The following is a 20,976-nucleotide window of genomic DNA, read 5'->3' as shown; positions in this document are numbered from 1 at the left end:
CCCCTTAGTTAAGCACCATGGGTTAATTTCAGGTTTGATGCAGGTCAGGTAGCGCCCCTGATTTTCAGAAGCGATCGTTCATCCAGGGGTGTGCGCCGCAAAACAACCGGTCGAGGGTTTCAATCACGACATCTTCGCCGTCCAACATCCCTGCTTGCCGAAGCGCGCGAGCGGAGGCGTGGCCGCTGAACAGCGTCGAAAAAGCGGCGATCCCAATTCTCGCGACCGCCGAGTCGTCTTGCGCGCGTTCGGCGATTACGCCGGTGCCTCCGTCAACCTGAAGATGGAAGCATCCCGAATTGTCGGGAATTAGAGGATCATTTGTATCGAAAGTCATAGAACCCACGACGCTCGGCGGATAACCACGGGCCGTGAGCGCGCGCCGCACATCCAGGACGCGCAGAAGCCATTCCTCGCGCCCGTCCATCCGCACCCCGGCATCGTCGGCCAGCAGCGCCAGCGGGTCGTCGGGGCCGCCTTGCCACGCCACCCGCTCCACCTGGGCGCGGTAGCCGGCGAGCAGGCGCCGGGCCAGCCGCAGCGCCAGCGGGGTCGGCGCGCACAGGTCGGCGACGGTCAGAAGCCCGTCCTTGGGCGGCGTCACCGCGACGTAGCCTTCCGGCCCGTCCGCCCCGCACAGCAGGAAGACGTCGGACGGCTCGCCGTCCGGGCAGAGGGCGAGGTTCCACAGGGCCTCGTTGCGCTCGGGCAGGCCGTTCGCGCCGGCCAGCAGCGCGCGGCGCAGCGCGGCCAGCGGGGCCGCGTCGAGCGGGTCGGCCGGCCGGATGCAATCTCCGGGTTCGGCGGAGGGGGCGCCCAGGGCGGCCGGGGGCGCGCTCCAGCCGCAGGACACCCCGCCGCGCCCGTAGCCGAGCCGCCGGTAGAAGGGCAGGGTGGAATGCCACAGGACGGAGACGGCGGCCCCGGCCTCCCGCCCCTCGGCAAGCACCCTCCGCATCAGGGCCGATCCGGTCCCGCCGCCGCGCAGGGCCGGCTCGACCGCCACCATGGCGACTCCCTGGGCCGGCACCGGGCGGCCGCCGAACCACTGGTCCATGCCCCACAGCGCGGCGCAGCCGGCGATGGAGCGCCCGTCCGCGCCGCGCAGGCTGCGGATGGTGTCGTTGCCGAACAGCGCGGCGTAGCGGTCGAACAGGTCGCGGGGGACGCCGAAGCCGGTCCGCGACAGCCGGGCGATGGCGTCGAAATCGTCGGGGGAGGCGGGGCCGTAAACAGTCATCGCGTCAGTCTTTCCATGGCCCAGCGCGCCGAATCGCGCACGACGTCGCCGGGGTCGTCGATCAGGGCTTCGGCGGCCGGGCGCAGGCGGCGGTCGCCGCTGTTGCCCAAGGCCACCAGCACGTTGCGCACGAAGCGGTCGCGGCCGATCCGCTTGACCGGCGAGCCGCTGAACACCTGCCGGAACCCCGGATCGTCCAACTGCGCCAGATCGGCGAGGCGCGGCGCGGTCAGCTCGGCGCGCGGCAGGAAGGCCGGCTCGCGCGTCGCGCGGGCGAACTTGTTCCACGGGCAGGCGGCGAGGCAGTCGTCGCAGCCGTAGATGTGGTTGCCGATCAGCGGCTTGAGGTCGTCGGGGATCGGCCCCTTGTTCTCGATGGTCAAATAGGAGATGCAGCGCCGCGCGTCGAGCTGGTAGGGCGCCGGGAAGGCGTTCGTCGGGCAGGCGGTCTGGCAGGCGGTGCAGGAGCCGCAGCGGTCGCGGCCCGGCTCGTCGGCGGGCAGATCCAGCGTCGTGTAGATTTCGCCGAGGAACAGCCAGGATCCGTGGTCGCGCGACACGAGGTTGGTGTGCTTGCCCTGCCAGCCCAGCCCGGCGCGCTCGGCCAGCGGCTTTTCCATGACGGGGGCGGTGTCGACGAACACCTTCACCCCGGCCTTGGTCTGGTGGTGCAGCCAGTGGCCGAGCGTCTTCAGCCGCCCCTTGATCAGGTCGTGGTAGTCGCGGTTGCGCGCGTAGACCGAGACGATTCCCCGGTCGGGATGCTCCAGCAGCCCGCGCGGGTCGGCGTGCGGGGCGTAGCTGGTGCCGAGCGCGATGATCGTCCGCGCCTCGTCCCACAGATCCCGGGGGTGGCTGCGCTGGTCGCTGCGCTCGGCCATCCAGCCCATGTCGCCGTGACGGCCGGCGGCCAGGAAAGCGGCCAGCTTTTCACGCGCCTCCGGTCCGAGGGCGGCCGGCGCGAAGCCGACCGCGTCGAAGCCCAGCGCCAGCGCGCGGTCGCGGATGCGTTCCCGCAACAGCGCCGGGTCGCTCGGCGGCCGCTCAGCCCCGGCCACGGTAGGTCTGGACGTCCTGCGACGGGATCCACACGCCCTTCGGCGGTTCGCCGGTCTGGTAGAAGACGTCGATGGGGATGCCGCCACGCGGGTACCAGTAGCCGCCGATGCGCAGCCAGACCGGCGACAGCTCCGCCACCAGACGCTTGCCGATGCCGACGGTGCAGGCCTCGTGGAAGGCGCCGTGGTTGCGGAAGCTGGTGAGGAACAGCTTCAGCGACTTGCTCTCGACCAGCCAGTCGCCGGGCACATAGTCGATGACCAGATGGGCGAAGTCGGGCTGGCCGGTGATCGGGCACAGCGAGGTGAACTCCGGCGCGGTGAAGCGCACGACGTAGCCGTCGCCGGGGTTCGGGTTGGGCACGCGCTCCAGCACCGCCTCTTCCGGCGTCTTCGGCTGGACCGTGGCGCCGCCGAGCTGGGTCAGGTTGGCGTAGATGTTCTCACTCATCGCTCTTGTCCTCTGCGGCCACGGCGGTCCCGGCCTCGGTCTTCTCGACAGGGGCCTTTTCGGCTTTCGGCGTCTGCTGCGGGCGGTTCTGCTTGGGCGGCTTCGGCGGCTTGCCGATGGGATCGGCGGTCGCCTCGACGTCGCCCTCGTTCAGCCGGGCTTCCAGGGCGGTGGCGACCTGTTCGAACCGGCCCTCGGCGATGGCTTGCCGCATCTCCCGCATCAGATCCTGGTAGTAATGCAGGTTGTGCCAGGTCAGCAGCATCGGCCCCAGCATCTCGTTCGCCTTGAACAGATGATGCAGATAGCCCCGGCTGTATTTTTGGCAAGCCGGGCAGCCGCACTCGGCGTCGAGCGGGCGCTCGTCGTGGGTGTGGCGGGCGTTGCGGATGTTGATGGTGCCGCGCCGCACGAAGGCTTGCCCCGTCCGGCCCGAGCGCGTCGGCATCACGCAGTCGAACATGTCGACGCCGCGCCGCACCGCGCCGATCAGGTCGCTCGGCCGGCCGACGCCCATCAGGTAGCGCGGGCGCTCCCGGACCATCGCCGGCTCGGTGAAGTCGAGCACGGTGAACATCGTCTCCTGCCCCTCGCCGACCGCCAGCCCACCGATGGCGTAGCCGTCGAAGCCGATGTCGGACAGGGCCGCGACGCTCTCCGCCCGCAGCTCCGGGTAGACGCTGCCCTGGACGATGCCGAACAGGCCGTAGCCGGGCCGCTCGACGAAGGCGTCCTTGCTGCGCTTCGCCCAGCGCATCGACAGCCGCATCGAGGATTCCGCCTGCGCCTGGGTCGCCGGGAAGGGCGTGCATTCGTCCAGGCACATGGTGATGTTGCTGTCCAGCAGGTGCTGGATTTGGATCGAGCGTTCCGGCGTCAGGTGGTGGCGGCTGCCGTCGAGGTGCGATTTGAAGGTGACGCCCTCTTCCGACATGGTGCGCAGGTCGGACAGGCTCATCACCTGGAAGCCGCCGCTGTCGGTCAGGATCGGCTTGTCCCAGTTCATGAAGCGGTGCAGCCCGCCGAGCTGCGCCACCCGCTCCGCCGTCGGCCGCAGCATCAGGTGGTAGGTGTTGCCGAGCAGGATCTCGGCCCCGGTCGAGGCCACGGCGTCGGTGGTCATCGCCTTGACGGTGGCGGCGGTGCCGACCGGCATGAAGGCCGGCGTCTCGATGGAGCCGTGGGCGGTGGTCACGCGCCCGCGCCGCGCCCGGCCGTCGGTCGCCAGAAGCTCGAAGCCGATTCCGGTCATGGTGTGTCCGTCCTGTGCAGAAGCGAGGCGTCGCCGTAGCTGAAGAAGCGGTACTCGGCGGCGATGGCGTGGGCGTAGGCCGCCCTCATGCGGTCGAAGCCGGCGAAGGCGCAGACCAGCATGAACAACGTCGATTTCGGCAGGTGGAAGTTGGTCCACAGCAGATCGACGATGCGGAACCGGTAGCCCGGCGTGATGAAGATGCTGGTGTCGCCGCTGAAGGGGGCGAGCGTGCCGTCCGGGCGCCCCGCCGTCTCCAGGATGCGCAGCGCGGTGGTGCCGACCGAGACGATCCGCCCGCCGTCGCGCCGGGCGGCGTTCACCGCCTCGGCGGTTTGCGGGGAGATCTCGCCCCACTCGCTGTGCATCCTGTGCTCGGCGATGTCGTCGACCTTCACCGGCAGGAAGGTGCCGGCCCCGACATGCAGCGTCACCGGAACCCGCCGGACGCCGCGCGCGTCGAGCGCCGCCAGCAGCTCCGGCGTGAAGTGCAGACCGGCGGTGGGGGCGGCGACGGCGCCCTCGCGCGCGGCGAAGACGGTCTGGTAGTCGGCGTCGTCGTCCGTGTCCGACTTGCGGCGGATGTAGGGGGGCAGGGGCATGCGGCCGTGGCGGTGCAGCGCCTCCATGAGATCCGGGCCGCCGGCGGAGAAGCGCAGCCGCACCTCCATGCCGTCCTTGGCGATGACCTCGGCAGAGAAATCCTCGGCGATCACGATGACGTCGCCGGGCTTCAGCCGCTTGCCGGGCCGGGCGAAGCTCGCCCAGTCCCGTTCGCCCAGCCGCTTGTGCAGGGTGATCTCCACCGCGACCTCGCCGCGCCGGCCGTCGAGCCGGGCGGGGATGACGCGGGTGTCGTTGACGACCATCAGGTCGCCGGGCTGCAACAGCGCCGGCAGGTCGCGCACGACGCGGTCGTGCAGACTTTCGCCCACCTCCAGCAGGCGGGCGGCGTCGCGCGGCCGGACGGGATGCTCGGCGATCCGGTCGGGCGGCAGGTCGAAATCGAAATCGGCGGTCTTCATGGAGGCGGCAGCTATAGACCGAACCACCCGCCCTTGGGAAGGCATGCGGTAGGGCAGGGCGGGACAATCGGTGGGGTGCGGCCGGTGGAGAGTGGCTTTTTACACGAATGAACACGGATTTTGACACGGATGAACACGGATGACGGCCGACCGGCGTTCATCCATGTTCATCCGTGGGCGGGCGAAGCCCGCATCCTGTTCATCCGTGTCAAAATCGCTTCTGTCCGAACGCCGTTCATTCCGGCGGAGGCAGCCCCTGGGCGGCGAGCGCGGCGGCTTGCCGGGCGGCGAGCCCCTCGACGTCGAAGTCGCGGATCAGCCCCTGGAACAGCTGGTACCAGTTCACCTCCGCCTTCAGGTGCAGGAAGACCGAGCCCAGCCCGACGGCGGCGCGGTCCATGAAGACGAACTCGCGCGGGATCGCCACGCCGCCGACCCGGCGCAGCTCGGCATGGACCTTGCCGGCGGTCTCGCGGCCGTAATGGCCGGCGTTGGTCTCCTCGATGCGGCGGCTGCGGTCGTCCATGATCGGGGCGTAGACGAAGCGCGCCCAGATGTTCAGGACCTCGACCAGCTCCTTGGACGGGTCGGCGAAGCCCCAGGTCCGGTAGGCCTCGGTCGCCGCCTCCTGGTCGTCGTTGCGCAGCGCGTTGTAGAGGTCGATCACGCCCTTGACGAAGCTCGGCCGGAAGACGCGCACGCAGCCGAAATCCAGCAGGTTGATCGAGCGGTCGGGGCGGACCGAATAATTGCCCAGATGCGGGTCGCCGTGGATCACCCCGTAATTGTAGAAGGGCACGTACCAGGCGCGGAACATGTTCATCGCCAGCTCGTCGCGCGCCTCCGGATGCTCGGCGACGAACTCCAGGATCTTGCGGCCGTCCACCCATTCCAGGGTCAGCAGGCGGCGGGTCGACAGCTCCCCGACGATCTCCGGCACATGGACGCCGGGCGTGTCGGCCAGCATGGCGCGGTAGAGGCGGGCGTGCTTGGCCTCGCGCTCGTAATCCAGCTCCTCGCGCAGGCGGGCGCCGATCTCCGTCTGGATGTGGCGGGTCGAGATGGCGCTGTCGGTGCGCTCGAAGATGGCGAGGATCAGCCCGAGCTGCCGCAGATCCGCCTCCACCGCCGAGGCCATGTCGGGGTATTGCAGCTTGCAGGCCAGCCGCCGCCCGTCCGGCCCGATGGCCCGATGGACCTGCCCGAGCGAGGCGGCGGCGGCGGCGTCATGCTCGAAGCTCTGGAAGCGGGATTGCCAGGACGGCCCCAGCTCGCTCGCCATCCGCCGCTTGACGAAGGGCCAGCCCATCGACGGCGCGTCGGCCTGGAGCTGCGACAGCTCCTGCACATACTCGCGGGGCAGGGCGTCGGGGATGGTGGAGAGAAGCTGGGCCACCTTCATCAGCGGCCCCTTCAGCCCGCCCAGCGCGGCCCGCAGCTCGGCCGCGTGCTTGTCGCGTTGCAGGGGGATGCCCAGCACCCGTTCCCCGGCGAAACGGGCGGCCAGGCCGCCCACGGCGGTTCCGACCCGCGCGTAGCGCGCGATCCGGCCACCCAATCGGTTCTCGTCCTCGTTCGGCATGGATCACAAAGTGGTGCGGAGGGGGCAAAAGGCCAGCCCGCGCCGCTGCGTCGAATTTCGCAATGCGGGAATAGGACGGGCTCTTGACAGGCCCGGCGAACAGGCGCAGGCTTCTTATTACAGTAATCGTGCCTGAGGTGAACAAAACGGCTTCACTGTCAACCGCTAAGCTCAAGCAACACTGCGCGAGCGAAAGTCGATACCGAAGCAAGGGAGGGTGAGTAAAATCATGACTCCACCGGCGCTTACTTGAGCATGCCGATCTGTTCGGCCTAAACAGTTTTGAGATTTGTCGCCCATCGGGCGAAAGACATGCGAGCCATCAGCGCTTGCAACGGAAACCCTCGCAATGCTTTGCGAGGGTTTCTTTTTTGTTTGATCGTCAGCAAAAAATCGCCGTTTCCGATGTTTTCCTCTGTTGACAGCCGGTCCAATCAGGTTCAGGCTTCTTCTTACAGTAATCGCTGAGGTGACGAAAACAGCTTCACCGCTCAAGGTTTCGCTCAAGTCGCTCGACTTGAGGCGGATACTCGATACCGAAGCAAGGGAGGGTGAGTAATATCATGGCTCCACCGGCGCTTACTTGATGAAGCCGAAACATTCGGCCTGAACATTTCGAAGGTTCCTCGCCTGACCGGCGACAAGACCTGTGGGCCGTCAGGCCCCTCAACGGAAACCCCCGCAGTCTGTGCGGGGGTTTTCTTTTTGTCTGTTGGGGGGCGGCTTCCGCTCCAGCACGGCGTTCTCCCCGGACGTCGCAACGGCGATCGGCGGGAGGGTTTCGTCTCTCCGCCCCGCGACACGGCCTCTCGACAGCGATAAAGTTTCATACGATACTGTTTGTGTTGACTAACAAACGGTCTGGCTCTCACCACGGGCCGGCAAACGGTTGGCGTTCCGAAAAAGACGGCAAGAAGCGTTCCAGGAAAGCAAACGGCCAACAAAGCAAACGGGAGGAACCATTGAACGCAACGATACGGCCCCTAGCCGTCGCGGCGGCGCTGCTCGCCGGCACGGCGCTCACCATTCCGGCCCAGGCCGCCCAGCCGGTGAGGATCGGCGTCCTGGCGGACGAGGCCGGCTTCGCGTCGGACATCGGCGGCAAGGGCGCCACGGTCGCCGCCCGCATGGCGGTGGAGGATTTCGGCGGCACGGTGCTCGACCGGCCGATCGAGATCGTTTCGGCCGACATGCAGAACAAGCCGGACGTCGCCTCCAACATCGTGCGGCGCTGGTTCGACCTCGATGGCGTCGACATGGTGACGGACATCCCCGTTTCCTCGGTGGCGCTGGCCGTGCAGGCGGTGGCGCGCGAGAAGAAGAAGGTGCTGATGATCAGCGCCGCGACGACGACCGAGCTGACCAACGCCCAATGCTCGCCCTACAGCATCCACTGGGCGGACGACACGGCGTCGCTGGCGGTTGGTGCCACCAAGGCGGTGGTGCAGGCCGGCGGCACCTCCTGGTACTTCATCACCGCCGACTTCGCCTTCGGCACGGCGATGGAGAAGGCGGCGACCGACGCCATCAAACAGGCCGGCGGCAGCGTGCTGGGCAGCGTCAAGCACCCGATCGGCACCAGCGATTTCGGCTCCTACCTGCTGAGCGCCCAGGCCAGCGGCGCCAAGGTCGTGGCGCTCGCCAACGTCGGGGCCGACACCATCGGGGCCATCAAGCAGGCCGGCGAGTTCGGCTTGACGGCCGGCGGCCAGCGCATGGTCGGCTACATCGTCTTCATCACCGACGTGCATTCGCTGGGGCTGGATCTGGCCAAGGGCCTCTACGTCACCGAGGGCTTCTACTGGGACCAGAATGATAAAACCCGCGCCTGGTCCAAGCGCTTCTTCGAGCGCCACGGCAAGATGCCGAGCAAGGAGCAGGCGAACACCTACCTCGCCACCCTGCACTGGCTGAAGGCGGTCAAGGCCGCCGGCACCACCGATTCCGAGCCGGTGACCGCCAGGATGAAGGCGATGCCGACCGACTATTTCGGCACCCCCGGCAGCATCCGCAAGGACGGCCGCGTGCTCTATGATCTGGCGCTCTATCAGGTGAAGAGCCCGGCGGAAAGCAAGGCGCCGTGGGACTATTACACCCAGGTCCGCAGCATTCCGGCGTCGGAGGCTTTCCTGCCGCTGGAGTCCAGCACCTGTCCCTTCGTGACCGGCAAGTAGCGCATGCCATCATCCAGCCGGCGGGATTTCCCGGAAGAGGGGTTCCCGCCGGACCGCAAACCGGGTTACACTCCGCTCTTTAAGCGCGGCGGGAAGACTTCGTGGATTTGCAGGTGCAAGGCGAACGGCAGAACGACACCGGACGGTTGCGTTCGTCGGCGCTGGCGCGCCCGGTCTTCGCCGCGCTGGATCTCGGGACCAACAACTGCCGCCTGCTGATCGCGAAGGCCGCCCCCGGCGGCGGCTTTCGCGTGATCGACGCCTTTTCGCGCATCGTCCGGCTGGGCGAGGGGCTGAGCCGCAACGACCGGCTGTCCGACAGCGCGATGGAGCGCACCATCGACGCGTTGCGGATCTGCGGCTCCAAGATCGAGCGGCGCGGCGTCACCGCCGCCCGCGCCGTCGGCACCGAGGCCTGCCGGCGCGCCGTCAATTGCGGCGAGTTCGTCGAGGCGGTGGAGCGCGAGACCGGCATCGCCCTGGAGATCATCTCCAGCCAGGAGGAGGGCCGGCTGGCGCTGGCCGGCTGCGCCTCGCTGCTGGAAACCCACAGCCCCTACGCGCTGGTCTTCGACATCGGCGGCGGCTCGACCGAGCTGATGTGGCTGGAGCAGGCGCGCGGCCGGGCGCCGCGCGTCCTCGACCAGACCTCCATCCGCTGCGGCGTCATCGGCCTGACCGAGGAGTTCGGCGGGCCGGAGGTGACGCCCGCCATGTACGCCCGCATGGTCGAGGCGGTGGCCGACGCCATCGCCCCCTTCGAGGCGCGCAACAACATCCAGCGCCGCGTCGCCGCCGGCCAGGTGCAGATGCTCGGCACCTCGGGCACGGTGACGACGCTGGCCGGCGTGCATCTGGGGCTGTGCCGCTACGACCGCCGGGCGGTGGACGGCAGCTATCTGCGCATCGATCACGCCCGCACGGTGATCGGGCACCTCGTCGGACTGGACTTCGACGGCCGCGCGCGGCATCCCTGCATCGGGCAGGACCGCGCCGATCTGGTCGTCGCCGGCTGCGCCGTGCTGGAGGCGCTGTGCGACGTCTGGCCGGTCGAGCGGCTGCGCATCGCCGACCGCGGCCTGCGCGAGGGAATTCTGGTGGACCTGATCGGGTCGGCCGGGGAATGACCGGCCGCCGGGCCGGGTGATCGAGGGTATTGAGAAGCATCATGGTTGAGAAGAATTCGTCGTCGCGTCCGGGTGGGCGCCGCGCCACGGTTCGCGTGAAGACCGCCGGCAAGCGCTCGGAATCCTCCACGCGCTGGCTGGAGCGGCACCTGAACGACCCCTACGTGGCGGAGGCGACCAAGCGCGGCTACCGCTCGCGCGCCGCCTTCAAGCTGCTGCAACTGGACGAGAAGTTCCGGCTGCTCGGCCCCGGCAAGCGGGTGGTCGATCTGGGCGCCGCCCCCGGCGGCTGGACGCAGATCGCGGTGGAGAAGGTGCAGGTCTCCAAGGAGGGCTGGAAGGTCGTCGGGCTCGACATCCTGCCGATGGACGCGGTTCCCGGCGCCACCACCATGCAGGCCGACTTCCTGGAGGACGGCGCCTCCGACCGGCTGAAGGAGGCGCTGGGCGGACCGGCCGACGTCGTGCTGAGCGACATGGCGGCGCCGACGACCGGCCACCAGCAGACCGACCACCTGCGCATCATGGCGCTGGCCGAGGCCGCCTACGACTTCGCCGAGGAGGTGCTGGCGCCGGGCGGCGCCTTCGTCGCCAAGCTGTTCCAGGGCGGGGCGGAACGGTCGCTGCTCGACCGGCTGAAGCGCGACTTCGCCGTGGTCCGCCACGCCAAGCCGCCGGCCAGCCGCGCGGAATCCTCGGAGACCTACGTGGTCGCCACCGGTTTCCGTGGCGGGAACGCCAACGATTGAGCGGATGGTTGGGAGGGCCCGCGAATTCGGTCCTCCTTCACCGCTTTGCATGACAGATGCTGTGTGCGCACGGGTTCACAAGCCCATTCTCTTGTGTATAGTGCGCCACGTTTTTCTTCCGGGAGATCCACAGCATGGCGCGCGACACGAAAATCCGCGAGGCCCTGACCTTCGACGACGTCCTTTTGGTTCCGGCCGAGAGTTCCGTCCTGCCGAACGACGTGGACACCCGGACAAGGCTGACCAAGTCCATCGAGCTGGGCATCCCGCTGATGTCCTCGGCGATGGACACCGTGACGGAGAGCCGTCTCGCCATCGCCATGGCCCAGGCCGGCGGCATCGGCGTCGTCCACCGCAACCTGACCATCGAGCAGCAGGCCGAGGAGGTCCGCAAGGTCAAGCGGTACGAATCGGGCATGGTGGTCAATCCGATCACCATCACGCCGGACGCGACGCTGGCCGACGCGCTGCAACTGATGGCCGACTACCGCATCTCCGGCATCCCGGTGGTGGAGAGCCGCGACGCGCTCGGCAGCGGCAAGCTGGTCGGCATGCTGACCAACCGCGACGTCCGCTTCGCCACCGACCCGCGCCAGCCGATCAGCGAGCTGATGACCAAGGACTTGGTGACGGTGCGTGAGGGCGTCAGCCAGGAGGAGGGCAAGCGCCTTCTCCACCAGCACCGCATCGAGAAGCTGCTGGTGGTCGACGAGGATTACCGCTGCATCGGCCTCCTCACCGTCAAGGACATCGAGAAGGCGCAGGCCTATCCCAACGCCTGCAAGGACGGCAAGGGCCGCCTGCGCGTCGCCGCCGCCACCGGCACCGGCAACGATGGGCTGGCGCGCGCCGAGGCGCTGTTCGACGCGGGCGTCGACGTGCTGGTGGTCGACACCGCGCACGGCCATTCGCTGAAGGTCCTCGATCAGGTCCGCGCCGCCCGCGCCCTGTCCAGCTACACCCAGGTCATCGCCGGCAACGTCGCCACGGCGGAGGCCGCCAAGGCGCTGATCGACGCCGGCGTCGACGCCGTGAAGGTCGGCATCGGTCCGGGGTCCATCTGCACCACCCGCATCATCGCCGGCGTCGGCGTGCCGCAGCTCACCGCCGTGATGGACGTGGTGGACGAGTGCGAGAAGCACGGCATCCCGGTGATCGCCGACGGCGGCATCAAATATTCGGGCGATCTCGCCAAGGCCATCGCCGGCGGCGCCAGCGTCGCCATGCTGGGCAGCCTGTTCGCCGGCACCGACGAGAGCCCCGGCGAGGTCATCCTGTTCCAGGGCCGCTCCTACAAGAGCTACCGTGGCATGGGCTCGGTCGGCGCGATGGCGCGCGGCTCGGCGGACCGCTACTTCCAGCAGGAAGTCTCGACCATGAAGCTGGTGCCGGAAGGCGTCGAGGGCCGCGTCCCCTACAAGGGCCCGGTGTCGGCGGTGATCCACCAGCTCGTCGGCGGCCTGCGCGCGGCCATGGGCTACACCGGCAGCGCCTCGATCGCCGAGATGCGCGAGAAGTGCCAGTTCGTCCGCATCACCAACGCCGGCCTGCGCGAAAGCCACGTCCACGACATCACCATCACCAACGAGTCGCCGAACTACCGTCAGGGGTGAGGTCCGTGTCCTCCCTCTCCCGCCCCGGGAGAGGGAAGGGGCCCGCGGCAAAGCCGTGGGAAGGGTGAGGGGGTATCGGGCTTGGTGCAAAGTCCATGTTCCCATAGCCCCTCACCCTCCCCACCTTCGGCGGATCCCCTCCCTCTCCCGGAGTGGGAGAGGGCGTTACCGGCCCACCGCCGCGAAGCGCGCGAACAACGCGACGCTCACGGCGACGGTCGCGTTCAGCGATTCCACGTTGCCGGTCGTCGGCACCGACAGCCGCGTTGCCGGGCAGTCGTCCGGCACGCCCTGGCCTTCCTCCCCCAGAATCAGCCGCATGTCCGCCGGCCAGTCGAAGCCGGTCAAATCCGCGCCGCCGCCGTCGAGCGCGTAGAGCGGCCCCGCCGCCGCGTTGACCTCGGCCCAGCGCGGGCCGCGCAGCAGCGTCAGCGTGAACTGCGCGTTGGACGCCGCGCGCAGGCATTTCGGGTGGAAGGGATGCGCCGCCCCCTCCAGCAGCACGATCCGCGACGCGCCGAAGGCGGCGGCGCTGCGCAGCAGGGCGCCGAGGTTGCTGGGATCGCCGAGCGCGCACAGCAGTTCCAGCCCTTGCGGCGGCCGGCTCAGATCGAGGGCGGGCAGGCGCGGCACATCGCCGACCAGCAGCGGGAAGCCGGTTCCCGAGACGTCCAGCGTCCGGAACAGGGCAGGGGCGAGCTGCACCGGTTCGACGCCCGGCGGGATGGACCAGCCGGCGATCTGCGCCGGATCGGTGAACAGCAGGCGCTCGAACCGGCCGGGGTGGTGGCGCAGGGCCTCCGGCACCGTCTTCAGCCCGGCGAGCAGAAACTTGCCGTGCTTCTTCAGGCCGCGCCCGTCGAGCGCGGATTCCCACAGCTTGAACTGCGCGTTGTGCGGGCTTTCGATGAGCAGCGGCGGGCGGGACATGGGAACGGGCTTTCGGAGGTTTCGCCCTGCCTAGCACAGCCTCCGGCCCAAAAACAGCAGGGCGCCGCGTTGCAGCGCGTCGGTGAAGCCGGCCCGCTGGTAGAAGGTCACGTTGCGCGCGAAGACCCCCGTCACCAGATGCACGCCGGGCAGGCCGTCGGCCCGGCAATCCTCGGCGAAGCCGTCCACCAACCGCCGTCCGATTCCATGGTCGCGCCAGCCGGGCCGGACGTTGACGTGGAAATGCGCGGGGTAGGCGGCGAAGCGGTCGGCGAAGACCTCGTATTTCGGGATGACCCGCGCCAGCGCTTCCGCTCCGGCGCTGTCCTTGCAGCCGGTCAGGTAGCCGACGACCGTCTCGCTCCCGGAGCCGTCCTCCGCCAGGGCGAACCAGAGGTCGGCCGGCGCGTGCCCGACGTACCAGCCGGTCCAGGTCGCCAGGAAGGCGCGGCGTTCCGCCTCGGAGGCGAATTCGGTCCGCGTCGTCGAGGCGAAGAAGATCGCCTCCAGCGCGGCGAGCGCGCCCGCGCGGTCGGGCAGGGCGGTCAGGCGGGCCAGCCGCAAGAGTGATCTCCCTATCTCCGCTGGGCGGTCTCGATGGACAGGTTGCGCGGCGACAGCATGGTGTAGCGCCCGCGCGCCTTCATGACGCCGGCCCCGTCCTCGGCCTCCGCGCCGTGGCCCCAGTAGAGGTCGCCGCGCACCGGCCCCTTGATGGCGCCGCCGGTGTCCTGGGCCAGCACCAGCCGGTTGATCGCCCCGCCCGGCACCGGCGCCTCGCGCACCTCCAGCCACAGCGGCACGCCGAGCGGGATGTGCTCGGGGTCCACCGCGAGGCTGCGGCCCGGCGTCAGCTCCATGTTGCGGGCGCCGCGCGGGCCGCCGTCGGCGCGCGGCTTGAAGAACACGTAGGAGGGATTCAGGTCCATCACCCGCTTGGCCTCGCCGGGATGGGCCTTCAGCCAGGAGCGGATCAGTTGCAGCGACATCTGCTCCGGCGTGGCGTCGCCCCGGTCGATGATGTGGCGGCCGATCGGATAATAGCCGTGACCGTTCTGCCCGGCGTAGCCCAGCCCGACCAGCGAGCCGTCGGTCATCCGCACCCGGCCCGATCCTTGGATTTCCAGGAAGAAGGCGTCGACCGCGTCGTCGACCCACATCAGCTCCAGCCCCTTGCCCTTCAGCGCGCCGTCGGTGATGCGGGCGCGGGTGGGCAGGCCGCGCTTGCCGCGCGGCGGCATCCGGTAGAGCGGCACGGTGTAGCGGTCGGTGCGCGTCCAGCTTCCGCGCAGCTCGATCTCGTAATAGCCGGTGAACAGCCCGTCCTGCCCGGTGCCGAGCGCCACCGGGGTGAAGAAGGTCTCGAAGAAGCGGCGGGCCGCCTCGGGGTCGCCGGCCGGCAGGTCGCGGGCGGCGGCGCAGATGGAACGCCAGTCGTCGGTGGTGCCGGCGGCGCGCAGCGGCCCCAGCGCGCGTCCCGGCGGCTGTCCCTTCACCCAGCCGCAGGTGCGCTGCACGGCGGGAACCGCCTGGGCGTGGTCGTCGTCGGTCCAGCCGGCCAGCGTGCGGAAGTCGGGTGCCACCTGATCCAGGCTCACCCGCTGCGAGGCCGGGCGCTGGGCCAGCGACTCCGGCCCGGCCGTCCCGGCGCAGGCCGCCAGCAGCGCCATGCCGCACATCACAGCCGCACGCGCCATCCCACGCACGACTCCCCCTCCGACCGCAGCCGCCATTGCCCACGCCCCCACAGGATCCGGAATTTTCGAAAGGCCCCGGGAGGCGGGTCCCCACCGTGAACTGTCACGGCTTGGTCACATCCCTCCTTCGTTTTTGCCGGGTGGCGGAATGTCCGTCAATGGCCGTCTGCGCGTTCGGAGTAACCCGCGCGGTGTTGTCACGGCTCCCTCCCGGCGGGCCTCGCCGCCGCCGCGCGCGCAAGGCGTGACAAGCCACCGGTAAACGCGGTATCGACAGGATGGGCCGACGCGGCTTCGCGTCCGCCGGCATTGCCATGCCCTCCTTTTCATCTCCGCAGGACTTCGCCGCCATGACACCCGCCGCCCGCCTCCAGGCGGTCATCGATCTGCTGACCGAGATCGACGAGACCCCCCGCCCCGCCGACGCGGTGATGAGCGCCTATTTCCGCAACCGCCGCTTCATCGGGTCGAAGGACCGCACGCACATCGCGCAGACCTCCTACGCGATCCTGCGGCGCCACGCCCGGCTCGGCTGGTGGATCGAGCGGACGGGCTTCCCGCGCGCCACGCCGCGCGCCCGCGTGCTGGCCTATTCGCTGCTGGAGGAGCGCCGCAACGCCGGCGTCGTGCTGGAGATGTTCAGCGGCGGCAAGTTCGCCCCGGCCCGCCTGACGGACGAGGAGCTGGCGCTGGTCACAGCGCTCGACACCCACACGCTCGACCACCCGGACATGCCGGAGACCGTGCGCGTCGAGTGTCCGGAGTGGGCGGAAGGCCCGATGCGCGCCGCGCTCGGCGACCGCTTCGCGGTGGAGATGGAGAAGCTGCTCGACGCGGCGCCGCTCGACCTGCGCGTCAACTCCATGAAGGCCAACCAGGCGAGCGCCATCAAGGCGCTGAGCAAGGTGCAGATCACGGCGGAGACGACGCAGTGGTCGCCCTGGGGCCTGCGGGTCAAGGGCCGCCCGCAGCTGGCCGGCGTCGGCGCCTTCAAGGACGGGCTGGTCGAGATCCAGGACGAGGGGTCGCAGCTCGTGGCGCTCGCCGTGGCGCCCCGGCCCGGCCATCAGGTGGTGGATTTCTGCGCCGGGGCCGGCGGCAAGACGCTGGCCATCGCCGCCTACATGAAGAACAAGGGCCGCGTCGTCGCCTGCGACGTGCTGGAGAAGCGCCTCAAGCGCGCCACCGAGCGGTTCCGCCGCGCCGGCCTGCACAACATCGAGGCGCACCCGCTGACCAGCGAGCGCGACCCCTGGGTGAAGCGCCACAAGCGCAAGTTCGACCGCGTGCTGGTCGATGCGCCCTGTTCGGGCACCGGCACCTGGCGCCGCAACCCCGACGCCCGCTGGCGCCAGCTCGGGCCGGGGCTGGAGCAGCTGCTGCCGCTCCAGGCCAACATCCTGGACAGCGCCGCGCGTCTGGTGAAGCCGGGCGGGCGGCTGATCTACGCCACCTGCTCGATGCTGCACGACGAGAACGAGGGGCAGGTCGAGGCGTTCCTCCAGACCCATCCCGACTTCACGGTGAAGCCGATCGCCGAGGTCTGGGCGGAGGAGGAGGCCGGCACGCCGCCGGTCGACGGCCCGTTCCTGCGCCTGACGCCGGCCCGCCACGACACCGACGGCTTCTTCGCCGCCGTGCTCGACCGCAAGGCGGAGGAAAGCTTCCCCACCGCCGAGGCCGGGGAGGGGGCCGGGGAGGGGGCCGGGCTGGAGGAGGTCGATCCGCTCGAACTCGGCAAGGCGATCGACGCCTGATCCCGTAAGGGCCGGGCCAGGGAGGTCGCGCCGTCCTATGCCTTGACAGGCGGGGTGGCGCGCTCCTTATCGCTGGGTTAGGGTTTCCCCCGCTTCATCGCTTCCGGGCGCGTCCCGCCGCCCCCGCCATCCCAAGCCGACATCTCAAGAGGACCACATGAAGTTCTCCTTCGCCAAGCCGGCCCTGCCCAGCAGCGGCATCCTCGCCGTCACCGTCGCCGCCGACCGCAGCCTGGGCGTGCTCGGCCAGGAACTCGACCAGAAGACCGGCGGCGCGCTCGGCCGCGCGATGGCCGCCGCGCGCTACAGCGGCAAGAAGGACGAGACGCTGACCCTGCTGGCCCCGGCGGGCGTCGAACTGGAGCGCATCCTGCTGGTCGGCGTCGGCAAGGCCGGGGAGATCTCCGACCTCGTGCTGCAATCGGCCGGCGGCACGCTGTTCGCGGCGCTCGACAAGGCCGGCGACGAGGTGTCGGTGCTGGTCGACCTGCCGTCCGGCGCCGCCCTGGCCGGCGCGGCGGCCGCCGCCGAGATCGCCTTCGGCGCCCGCCTGCGCTCCTACAAGTTCGACAAGTACCGCACCAACGACCGCAAGGCCGACAAGAAGGAGCCGAAGCCGAGCCTGCGCAAGCTGACGCTGCTGGTCGCCGAGCCCGACGCCGCCAAGAAGGCCTTCGCCAAGCTCGACGGTCTGGCCGACGCGGTGTTCTTCGCCCGCGATCTGGTGTCCGAGCCGGCCAACGTCATCTATCCGGAGAGCCTCGCCGAGCGCACCCGCGCGCTGACCGAGTTCGGCGTCGAGGTCGAGATCCTCGACCAGAAGAAGCTGCGCAAGATCGGCATGGGCGCGCTGCTCGGCGTGGCGCAGGGCAGCGCCAACGAGGCGCGCGTCGTGGTGATGCGCTACAACGGCAACGGCGACGCCGAGGACCAGCGCCCGGTCGCCTTCATCGGCAAGGGCGTGACCTTCGACACCGGCGGCATCTCGATCAAGGGCGCGGCCGGCATGGAGGACATGAAGTGGGACATGGGCGGTTCGGCGACCGTCATCGGCACCATGTACGCGCTGGCCGCCCGCAAGGCCAAGGTCAACGCCGTCGGCATCGTCGGGCTGGTGGAGAACATGCCGTCGGGCACCGCGCAGCGGCCGGGCGACATCGTCACCTCGCTGTCGGGCCAGACCATCGAGGTCATCAACACCGACGCCGAGGGCCGTCTGGTGCTGGCCGACTGCCTGTCCTACGCGCAGGACGTCTTCAAGCCCAAGCTGATGATCGACCTCGCCACCCTGACCGGCGCCATCATCGTCGCGCTCGGGCATGAGCACGCCGGCCTGTTCAGCAACGACGACGCGCTGTCGGCCAACCTGACCGCCGCCGGCCTGAAGGTCGGCCAGCCGGTCTGGCGCCTGCCGATGAACGACGCCTACGACAAGGAGATCGAGACTCCGGCCGCCGACATGAAGAATGTCGGGTCGGGCGGCGGCGCCGGCAGCATCGTCGGGGCGCAGTTCCTCAAGCGCTTCGTCAACGACGTGCCGTGGGCCCACATCGACATCGCCGGCGTCGCCTGGGCCAAGAAGGACAGCGCCACGGTGCCGAAGGGCGCCACCGCCTTCGGCGTGCGCCTGCTCGACCGCTTCGTCGCGGACTTCCACGAGGGCTGACGATCAAGCCCCTCTCCCAGGGCGGGAGAGGGGCGTTCCCCGGAACGAGGCCCATGACCGAAGTCCGATTCTATCATCTCCAGCGCCGGACGCTGGAGCAGGCGCTTCCCAAGATCCTGGAAAAGGTGCTGGAGCGGAACTGGCGCGCCGTCGTCCTCGCCGGCTCGGCCGAGCGGGTGGACGCGCTCAACCAGCATCTGTGGACCTACGATCCCGGCTCCTTCCTGCCACACGGCGCCGCGCGCGACGGATTCGCCGACCAGCAGCCGGTCTGGCTGACCGCCGAGGACGAGAACCCCAACGGCGCCACCGTGCTGGTCACGGTGGATGGGTCGGTCAGCGACCGCATGGGCGGCTTCGAGCTTGTCTGCGACCTGTTCGACGGCAACGACGAGGAGGCCGTTCTCGCCGCGCGCGGCCGCTGGAAGGCGTGCAAGGCCGCCGGCCATTCCCTGACCTACTGGCAGCAGAACGAGCGCGGCGGCTGGGACAAGCGCGCGTGAGGCATTGGACGACGCGTCGTTGCCGGGAAAGGTGCCGAACCATTGCAATAAAGTCGTTGCATTTCAGCGGTGACCCGGCAAGGCTTGTGTCCCAAACAGACGGTTCGTCTCGAACGTGAGGGCCGCGTCCCGATGATCCGAAGCCAGATCGATCCGTCGCTCGAACGCCAGATCAAGGATGCCAGCATCCTGATCGTCGACGACAACATCTCCAACGTGGAGCTGTTGCGCGAGATCCTGACCCATGACGGCTACGCCCGCATCCGCGGCGAGACCGATCCGCGCAAGGTCCCCTACCTGTGCGCCGGCGAATCCTTCGACCTGCTGCTCATCGACATCCGCATGCCGCACATGAGCGGGTTCGAACTGATGGAGCGTCTGAGGCCGGTGTTCGGCGCCGACTATGTTCCGATCCTGGTGCTGACCGCCCAGACCGACCAGGAGACCCGGCGCAAGTCGCTGGAGCTCGGCGCCAACGACTTCCTGACCAAGCCCTTCATCGCCTGGGAGCTGTTGCACCGGGTCCGCAACATGGTGGAGATCCGCACCCTCTACCGCCGCACCGTCGAGCAGAACCGCGACCTGGAGCGCCGCGTCTCCGAGCGCACCGCCGAGCTGAGCAGCGCGCTCGACGCCGCCCGGCAGGCCGACCGCGCCAAGCTGGATTTCCTGTCGGTGATGAGCCACGAGCTGCGCACGCCGCTGAACTCGATCATCGGCTTCGCCGACGTGCTGGGCAGCGAGGGGATGGGCAAGCTCGGCCACCCCGACTACGTGGAGTACGCCAAGCTGATCGAGGACAGCGGCAAGTCGCTGCTGACCATGGTCAACAACATCCTCGACTACACGCGCGGCTCGACCGGGGCCATCGAGCTTCAGGAATCCGACGTCAACCTGCCGCAGCTGCTGAGTTCCTGCGTCGACCTGCTGGGGCCGAAGGCCGATCCGAAGCGGCTGACCGTGGCGGCGCAGCCCTGCGCGCCCTTCCGCCTGCGCGCCGACCACCGGCGGCTGCGCGAGATGATCCTCAACGTGCTCGACAACGCGGTGAAGTTCACGCCGCCGGACGGCCACGTGCTGGCCTCCATCGAACAGCGGCAGGGCGCGGTCGCCGTGGTCGTGCGCGACGACGGACCGGGCATCGCGCCGGAGCTCATGGGGCGCATCTTCGACCCCTTCTTCCAGGCCGAGCGGTCGCTGGTGCGCCAGCATGAGGGGATCGGGCTGGGGCTGCCCATCGTCCGCCGCCTCGCCGAGCTGCATGGCGGCAGCGTCGAGCTGGACAGCGCGCCGGGGCGGGGCACCGCCGTGACCATCCTGCTGCCGGCCGGCCGCCTGACCGGCTGACTCCTTCCGGCCCGGTCCGTCAGTGGAAGATGAAGGTTTCGGGCAAGGCGCCGAGGCGGGCGACCAGACCGCCGCCGGCCGGCACCGGCCGCCACTGGTCGCGCTGGGCGTCCACCGGCTCCGACACCACGATCAGCCCGTTGCCGCTGCTGCGCCAGTAGAGGCTGGGCGGCTTGTTGTCGGAGGCCCAGCGCACCGCCCACACCGTCCGCCCGTCGGTCCAGGTCGCGGTGAAGCGCAGCGGCGCGGTGATGCCGAGCGCCGCCATCTCGTCGCGGATGGCGTGCAGCACGGTCTGGAAGGCGCCGACCGAATCCTCCTCCAGCCCATGGCCGAGCGCGGCGAGGAAGATCGCCTCGCTGTCCGTCGTGCCGGTTCGGGTGGCGTAGAGGTGGTCGGGGATCATCGCCTCGACCTTGCGGCGCAGCCGGGTCCAGTCGCCGATCTGCCCGTTGTGCATGAACAGGAAGCGCCCGGCCTTGAAGGGGTGGCAGTTGGCCCGGCTGACCGCCGTGCCGGTCGCCGCCCGCACATGGGCGAAGAACAGGTGCGAGCGGACATGGCCGCAGATCGATTGCAGGTTCTCGTCCGACCAGGCCGGGCGGATCTCGCAGTAGCGGCCGGGCTCGGGACGCTCGCTGTACCAACCGACGCCGAAGCCGTCGCCGTTGGTCTCGGTCTTCGCCTCCGAGGCGCGCATCGATTGCTCGATCAGCGAATGGCAGGGCGTGCAGACCAGCGTTTCCAGCAACACCGGCTCACCGCAATAGGCAAGAAAACGGCACATCGGCGGGCGCACCTTGAA

General features: G+C 69.5%; 19 protein-coding genes. 8 read left to right on the top strand and 11 right to left on the bottom strand.

Annotated features, from left to right (window positions below):
- Positions 1 to 64: 64 nt before the first annotated feature.
- The 7 genes from J2847_RS03245 to J2847_RS03215 all read right to left on the bottom strand — a co-directional run bounded on the left by J2847_RS03245 (position 65) and on the right by J2847_RS03215 (position 7,115).
- Complete coding sequence (locus tag J2847_RS03245) at positions 65 to 1,240, bottom strand: GNAT family N-acetyltransferase (RefSeq protein ID WP_209776957.1); 1,176 nt, start codon at positions 1,238 to 1,240, stop codon at positions 65 to 67.
- Positions 1,237 to 2,298, bottom strand: coding sequence for a tRNA epoxyqueuosine(34) reductase QueG (queG, locus tag J2847_RS03240; RefSeq protein ID WP_209776956.1), 1,062 nt, complete (start codon positions 2,296 to 2,298; stop codon positions 1,237 to 1,239). Before queG ends, J2847_RS03245 begins: the two co-directional genes overlap by 4 nt.
- On the bottom strand, positions 2,285 to 2,749 hold the full coding sequence (gene queF / locus J2847_RS03235; RefSeq protein ID WP_209776954.1) for a preQ(1) synthase: 465 nt from the start codon (positions 2,747 to 2,749) through the stop codon (positions 2,285 to 2,287). The genes queG and queF overlap by 14 nt, the downstream gene beginning before the upstream one ends.
- Complete coding sequence (tgt, locus tag J2847_RS03230; RefSeq protein ID WP_209776952.1) at positions 2,742 to 4,001, bottom strand: tRNA guanosine(34) transglycosylase Tgt; 1,260 nt, start codon at positions 3,999 to 4,001, stop codon at positions 2,742 to 2,744. Before tgt ends, queF begins: the two co-directional genes overlap by 8 nt.
- Positions 3,998 to 5,026, bottom strand: coding sequence for a tRNA preQ1(34) S-adenosylmethionine ribosyltransferase-isomerase QueA (gene queA / locus J2847_RS03225; RefSeq protein WP_209776950.1), 1,029 nt, complete (start codon positions 5,024 to 5,026; stop codon positions 3,998 to 4,000). Before queA ends, tgt begins: the two co-directional genes overlap by 4 nt.
- 235 nt (positions 5,027 to 5,261) lie before the next feature.
- Positions 5,262 to 6,608, bottom strand: coding sequence for an ABC1 kinase family protein (locus J2847_RS03220; protein ID WP_209776949.1), 1,347 nt, complete (start codon positions 6,606 to 6,608; stop codon positions 5,262 to 5,264).
- A gap of 171 nt (positions 6,609 to 6,779) precedes the next feature.
- Positions 6,780 to 7,115, bottom strand: coding sequence for a hypothetical protein (locus J2847_RS03215; protein ID WP_209776947.1), 336 nt, complete (start codon positions 7,113 to 7,115; stop codon positions 6,780 to 6,782).
- Between the two features lie 455 nt (positions 7,116 to 7,570).
- On the opposite strand from J2847_RS03215, the gene J2847_RS03210 reads away from it, so the two are divergent.
- The 4 genes from J2847_RS03210 (at position 7,571) to guaB (ending at position 12,271) form a co-directional block, all read left to right on the top strand.
- Positions 7,571 to 8,782 carry an ABC transporter substrate-binding protein gene (locus tag J2847_RS03210; protein WP_211114593.1) on the top strand — a complete coding sequence of 404 codons (1,212 nt, stop codon included), beginning with the start codon at positions 7,571 to 7,573 and terminating at the stop codon, positions 8,780 to 8,782.
- Positions 8,783 to 8,883: 101 nt separating this feature from the next.
- The gene (locus J2847_RS03205) at positions 8,884 to 9,909 is read left to right on the top strand and encodes a Ppx/GppA phosphatase family protein (RefSeq protein ID WP_209776946.1); all 1,026 of its coding nucleotides are present in this window, start codon (positions 8,884 to 8,886) and stop codon (positions 9,907 to 9,909) included.
- 41 nt (positions 9,910 to 9,950) lie between these two features.
- Positions 9,951 to 10,658, top strand: coding sequence for an RlmE family RNA methyltransferase (locus tag J2847_RS03200; RefSeq protein WP_209776944.1), 708 nt, complete (start codon positions 9,951 to 9,953; stop codon positions 10,656 to 10,658).
- A gap of 134 nt (positions 10,659 to 10,792) precedes the next feature.
- The gene (guaB, locus tag J2847_RS03195; RefSeq protein WP_209776942.1) at positions 10,793 to 12,271 is read left to right on the top strand and encodes an IMP dehydrogenase; all 1,479 of its coding nucleotides are present in this window, start codon (positions 10,793 to 10,795) and stop codon (positions 12,269 to 12,271) included.
- A gap of 165 nt (positions 12,272 to 12,436) precedes the next feature.
- Here the strand turns inward: guaB and J2847_RS03190 are convergent, their stop codons facing one another.
- From J2847_RS03190 to mltA, 3 genes are read right to left on the bottom strand one after another with little or no spacing between them, the layout of a single operon-like run.
- Positions 12,437 to 13,201: a TrmH family RNA methyltransferase gene (locus tag J2847_RS03190; protein WP_209776941.1), complete on the bottom strand. Its 765-nt coding sequence runs from the start codon at positions 13,199 to 13,201 to the stop codon at positions 12,437 to 12,439.
- Between the two features lie 30 nt (positions 13,202 to 13,231).
- Entirely contained in the window at positions 13,232 to 13,765 is a 534-nt protein-coding gene (locus J2847_RS03185) for a GNAT family N-acetyltransferase (RefSeq protein WP_211114592.1), read from the bottom strand.
- Between the two features lie 11 nt (positions 13,766 to 13,776).
- On the bottom strand, positions 13,777 to 14,898 hold the full coding sequence (gene mltA, locus J2847_RS03180; RefSeq protein WP_233474249.1) for a murein transglycosylase A: 1,122 nt from the start codon (positions 14,896 to 14,898) through the stop codon (positions 13,777 to 13,779).
- 350 nt (positions 14,899 to 15,248) lie between these two features.
- On the opposite strand from mltA, the gene J2847_RS03175 reads away from it, so the two are divergent.
- The 4 genes from J2847_RS03175 to J2847_RS03160 all read left to right on the top strand — a co-directional run bounded on the left by J2847_RS03175 (position 15,249) and on the right by J2847_RS03160 (position 20,171).
- Positions 15,249 to 16,655, top strand: coding sequence for an RsmB/NOP family class I SAM-dependent RNA methyltransferase (locus J2847_RS03175; protein ID WP_209776937.1), 1,407 nt, complete (start codon positions 15,249 to 15,251; stop codon positions 16,653 to 16,655).
- Between the two features lie 157 nt (positions 16,656 to 16,812).
- Complete coding sequence (locus J2847_RS03170) at positions 16,813 to 18,321, top strand: leucyl aminopeptidase (protein WP_209776936.1); 1,509 nt, start codon at positions 16,813 to 16,815, stop codon at positions 18,319 to 18,321.
- Between the two features lie 53 nt (positions 18,322 to 18,374).
- The gene (locus tag J2847_RS03165) at positions 18,375 to 18,824 is read left to right on the top strand and encodes a DNA polymerase III subunit chi (protein WP_085556735.1); all 450 of its coding nucleotides are present in this window, start codon (positions 18,375 to 18,377) and stop codon (positions 18,822 to 18,824) included.
- Positions 18,825 to 18,956: 132 nt separating this feature from the next.
- The gene (locus J2847_RS03160; protein WP_209776934.1) at positions 18,957 to 20,171 is read left to right on the top strand and encodes an ATP-binding response regulator; all 1,215 of its coding nucleotides are present in this window, start codon (positions 18,957 to 18,959) and stop codon (positions 20,169 to 20,171) included.
- 19 nt (positions 20,172 to 20,190) lie between these two features.
- On the opposite strand, the gene J2847_RS03155 is transcribed toward J2847_RS03160, so the two are convergent.
- A complete protein-coding gene (locus J2847_RS03155) occupies positions 20,191 to 20,958 on the bottom strand; it encodes a class II glutamine amidotransferase (protein ID WP_209776933.1) in 768 nt (255 codons plus the stop codon).
- Positions 20,959 to 20,976 lie beyond the last annotated feature (18 nt).

Origin of the sequence: Azospirillum agricola (assembly GCF_017876095.1) — a bacterium.
GTDB classification, from domain to species: Bacteria; Pseudomonadota; Alphaproteobacteria; order Azospirillales; family Azospirillaceae; genus Azospirillum; species Azospirillum agricola.
Note: the sequence above shows the minus strand (reverse complement) of the source record. Positions and strands in the feature narration are given on the sequence as shown.

Coding starts and splice junctions, on each gene's coding strand:
- mltA (WP_233474249.1), bottom strand. CDS start 14,898: ATGGCGCGTGCGGCTGTGATGTGCGGCATGGCGCTGCTGGCGGCCTGC.
- queF (WP_209776954.1), bottom strand. CDS start 2,749: ATGAGTGAGAACATCTACGCCAACCTGACCCAGCTCGGCGGCGCCACG.
- J2847_RS03190 (WP_209776941.1), bottom strand. CDS start 13,201: ATGTCCCGCCCGCCGCTGCTCATCGAAAGCCCGCACAACGCGCAGTTC.
- guaB (WP_209776942.1), top strand. CDS start 10,793: ATGGCGCGCGACACGAAAATCCGCGAGGCCCTGACCTTCGACGACGTC.
- J2847_RS03200 (WP_209776944.1), top strand. CDS start 9,951: ATGGTTGAGAAGAATTCGTCGTCGCGTCCGGGTGGGCGCCGCGCCACG.
- J2847_RS03160 (WP_209776934.1), top strand. CDS start 18,957: ATGATCCGAAGCCAGATCGATCCGTCGCTCGAACGCCAGATCAAGGAT.
- J2847_RS03245 (WP_209776957.1), bottom strand. CDS start 1,240: ATGACTGTTTACGGCCCCGCCTCCCCCGACGATTTCGACGCCATCGCC.
- J2847_RS03220 (WP_209776949.1), bottom strand. CDS start 6,608: ATGCCGAACGAGGACGAGAACCGATTGGGTGGCCGGATCGCGCGCTAC.
- J2847_RS03165 (WP_085556735.1), top strand. CDS start 18,375: ATGACCGAAGTCCGATTCTATCATCTCCAGCGCCGGACGCTGGAGCAG.
- tgt (WP_209776952.1), bottom strand. CDS start 4,001: ATGACCGGAATCGGCTTCGAGCTTCTGGCGACCGACGGCCGGGCGCGG.
- J2847_RS03175 (WP_209776937.1), top strand. CDS start 15,249: ATGACACCCGCCGCCCGCCTCCAGGCGGTCATCGATCTGCTGACCGAG.
- J2847_RS03155 (WP_209776933.1), bottom strand. CDS start 20,958: ATGTGCCGTTTTCTTGCCTATTGCGGTGAGCCGGTGTTGCTGGAAACG.
- J2847_RS03170 (WP_209776936.1), top strand. CDS start 16,813: ATGAAGTTCTCCTTCGCCAAGCCGGCCCTGCCCAGCAGCGGCATCCTC.
- queA (WP_209776950.1), bottom strand. CDS start 5,026: ATGAAGACCGCCGATTTCGATTTCGACCTGCCGCCCGACCGGATCGCC.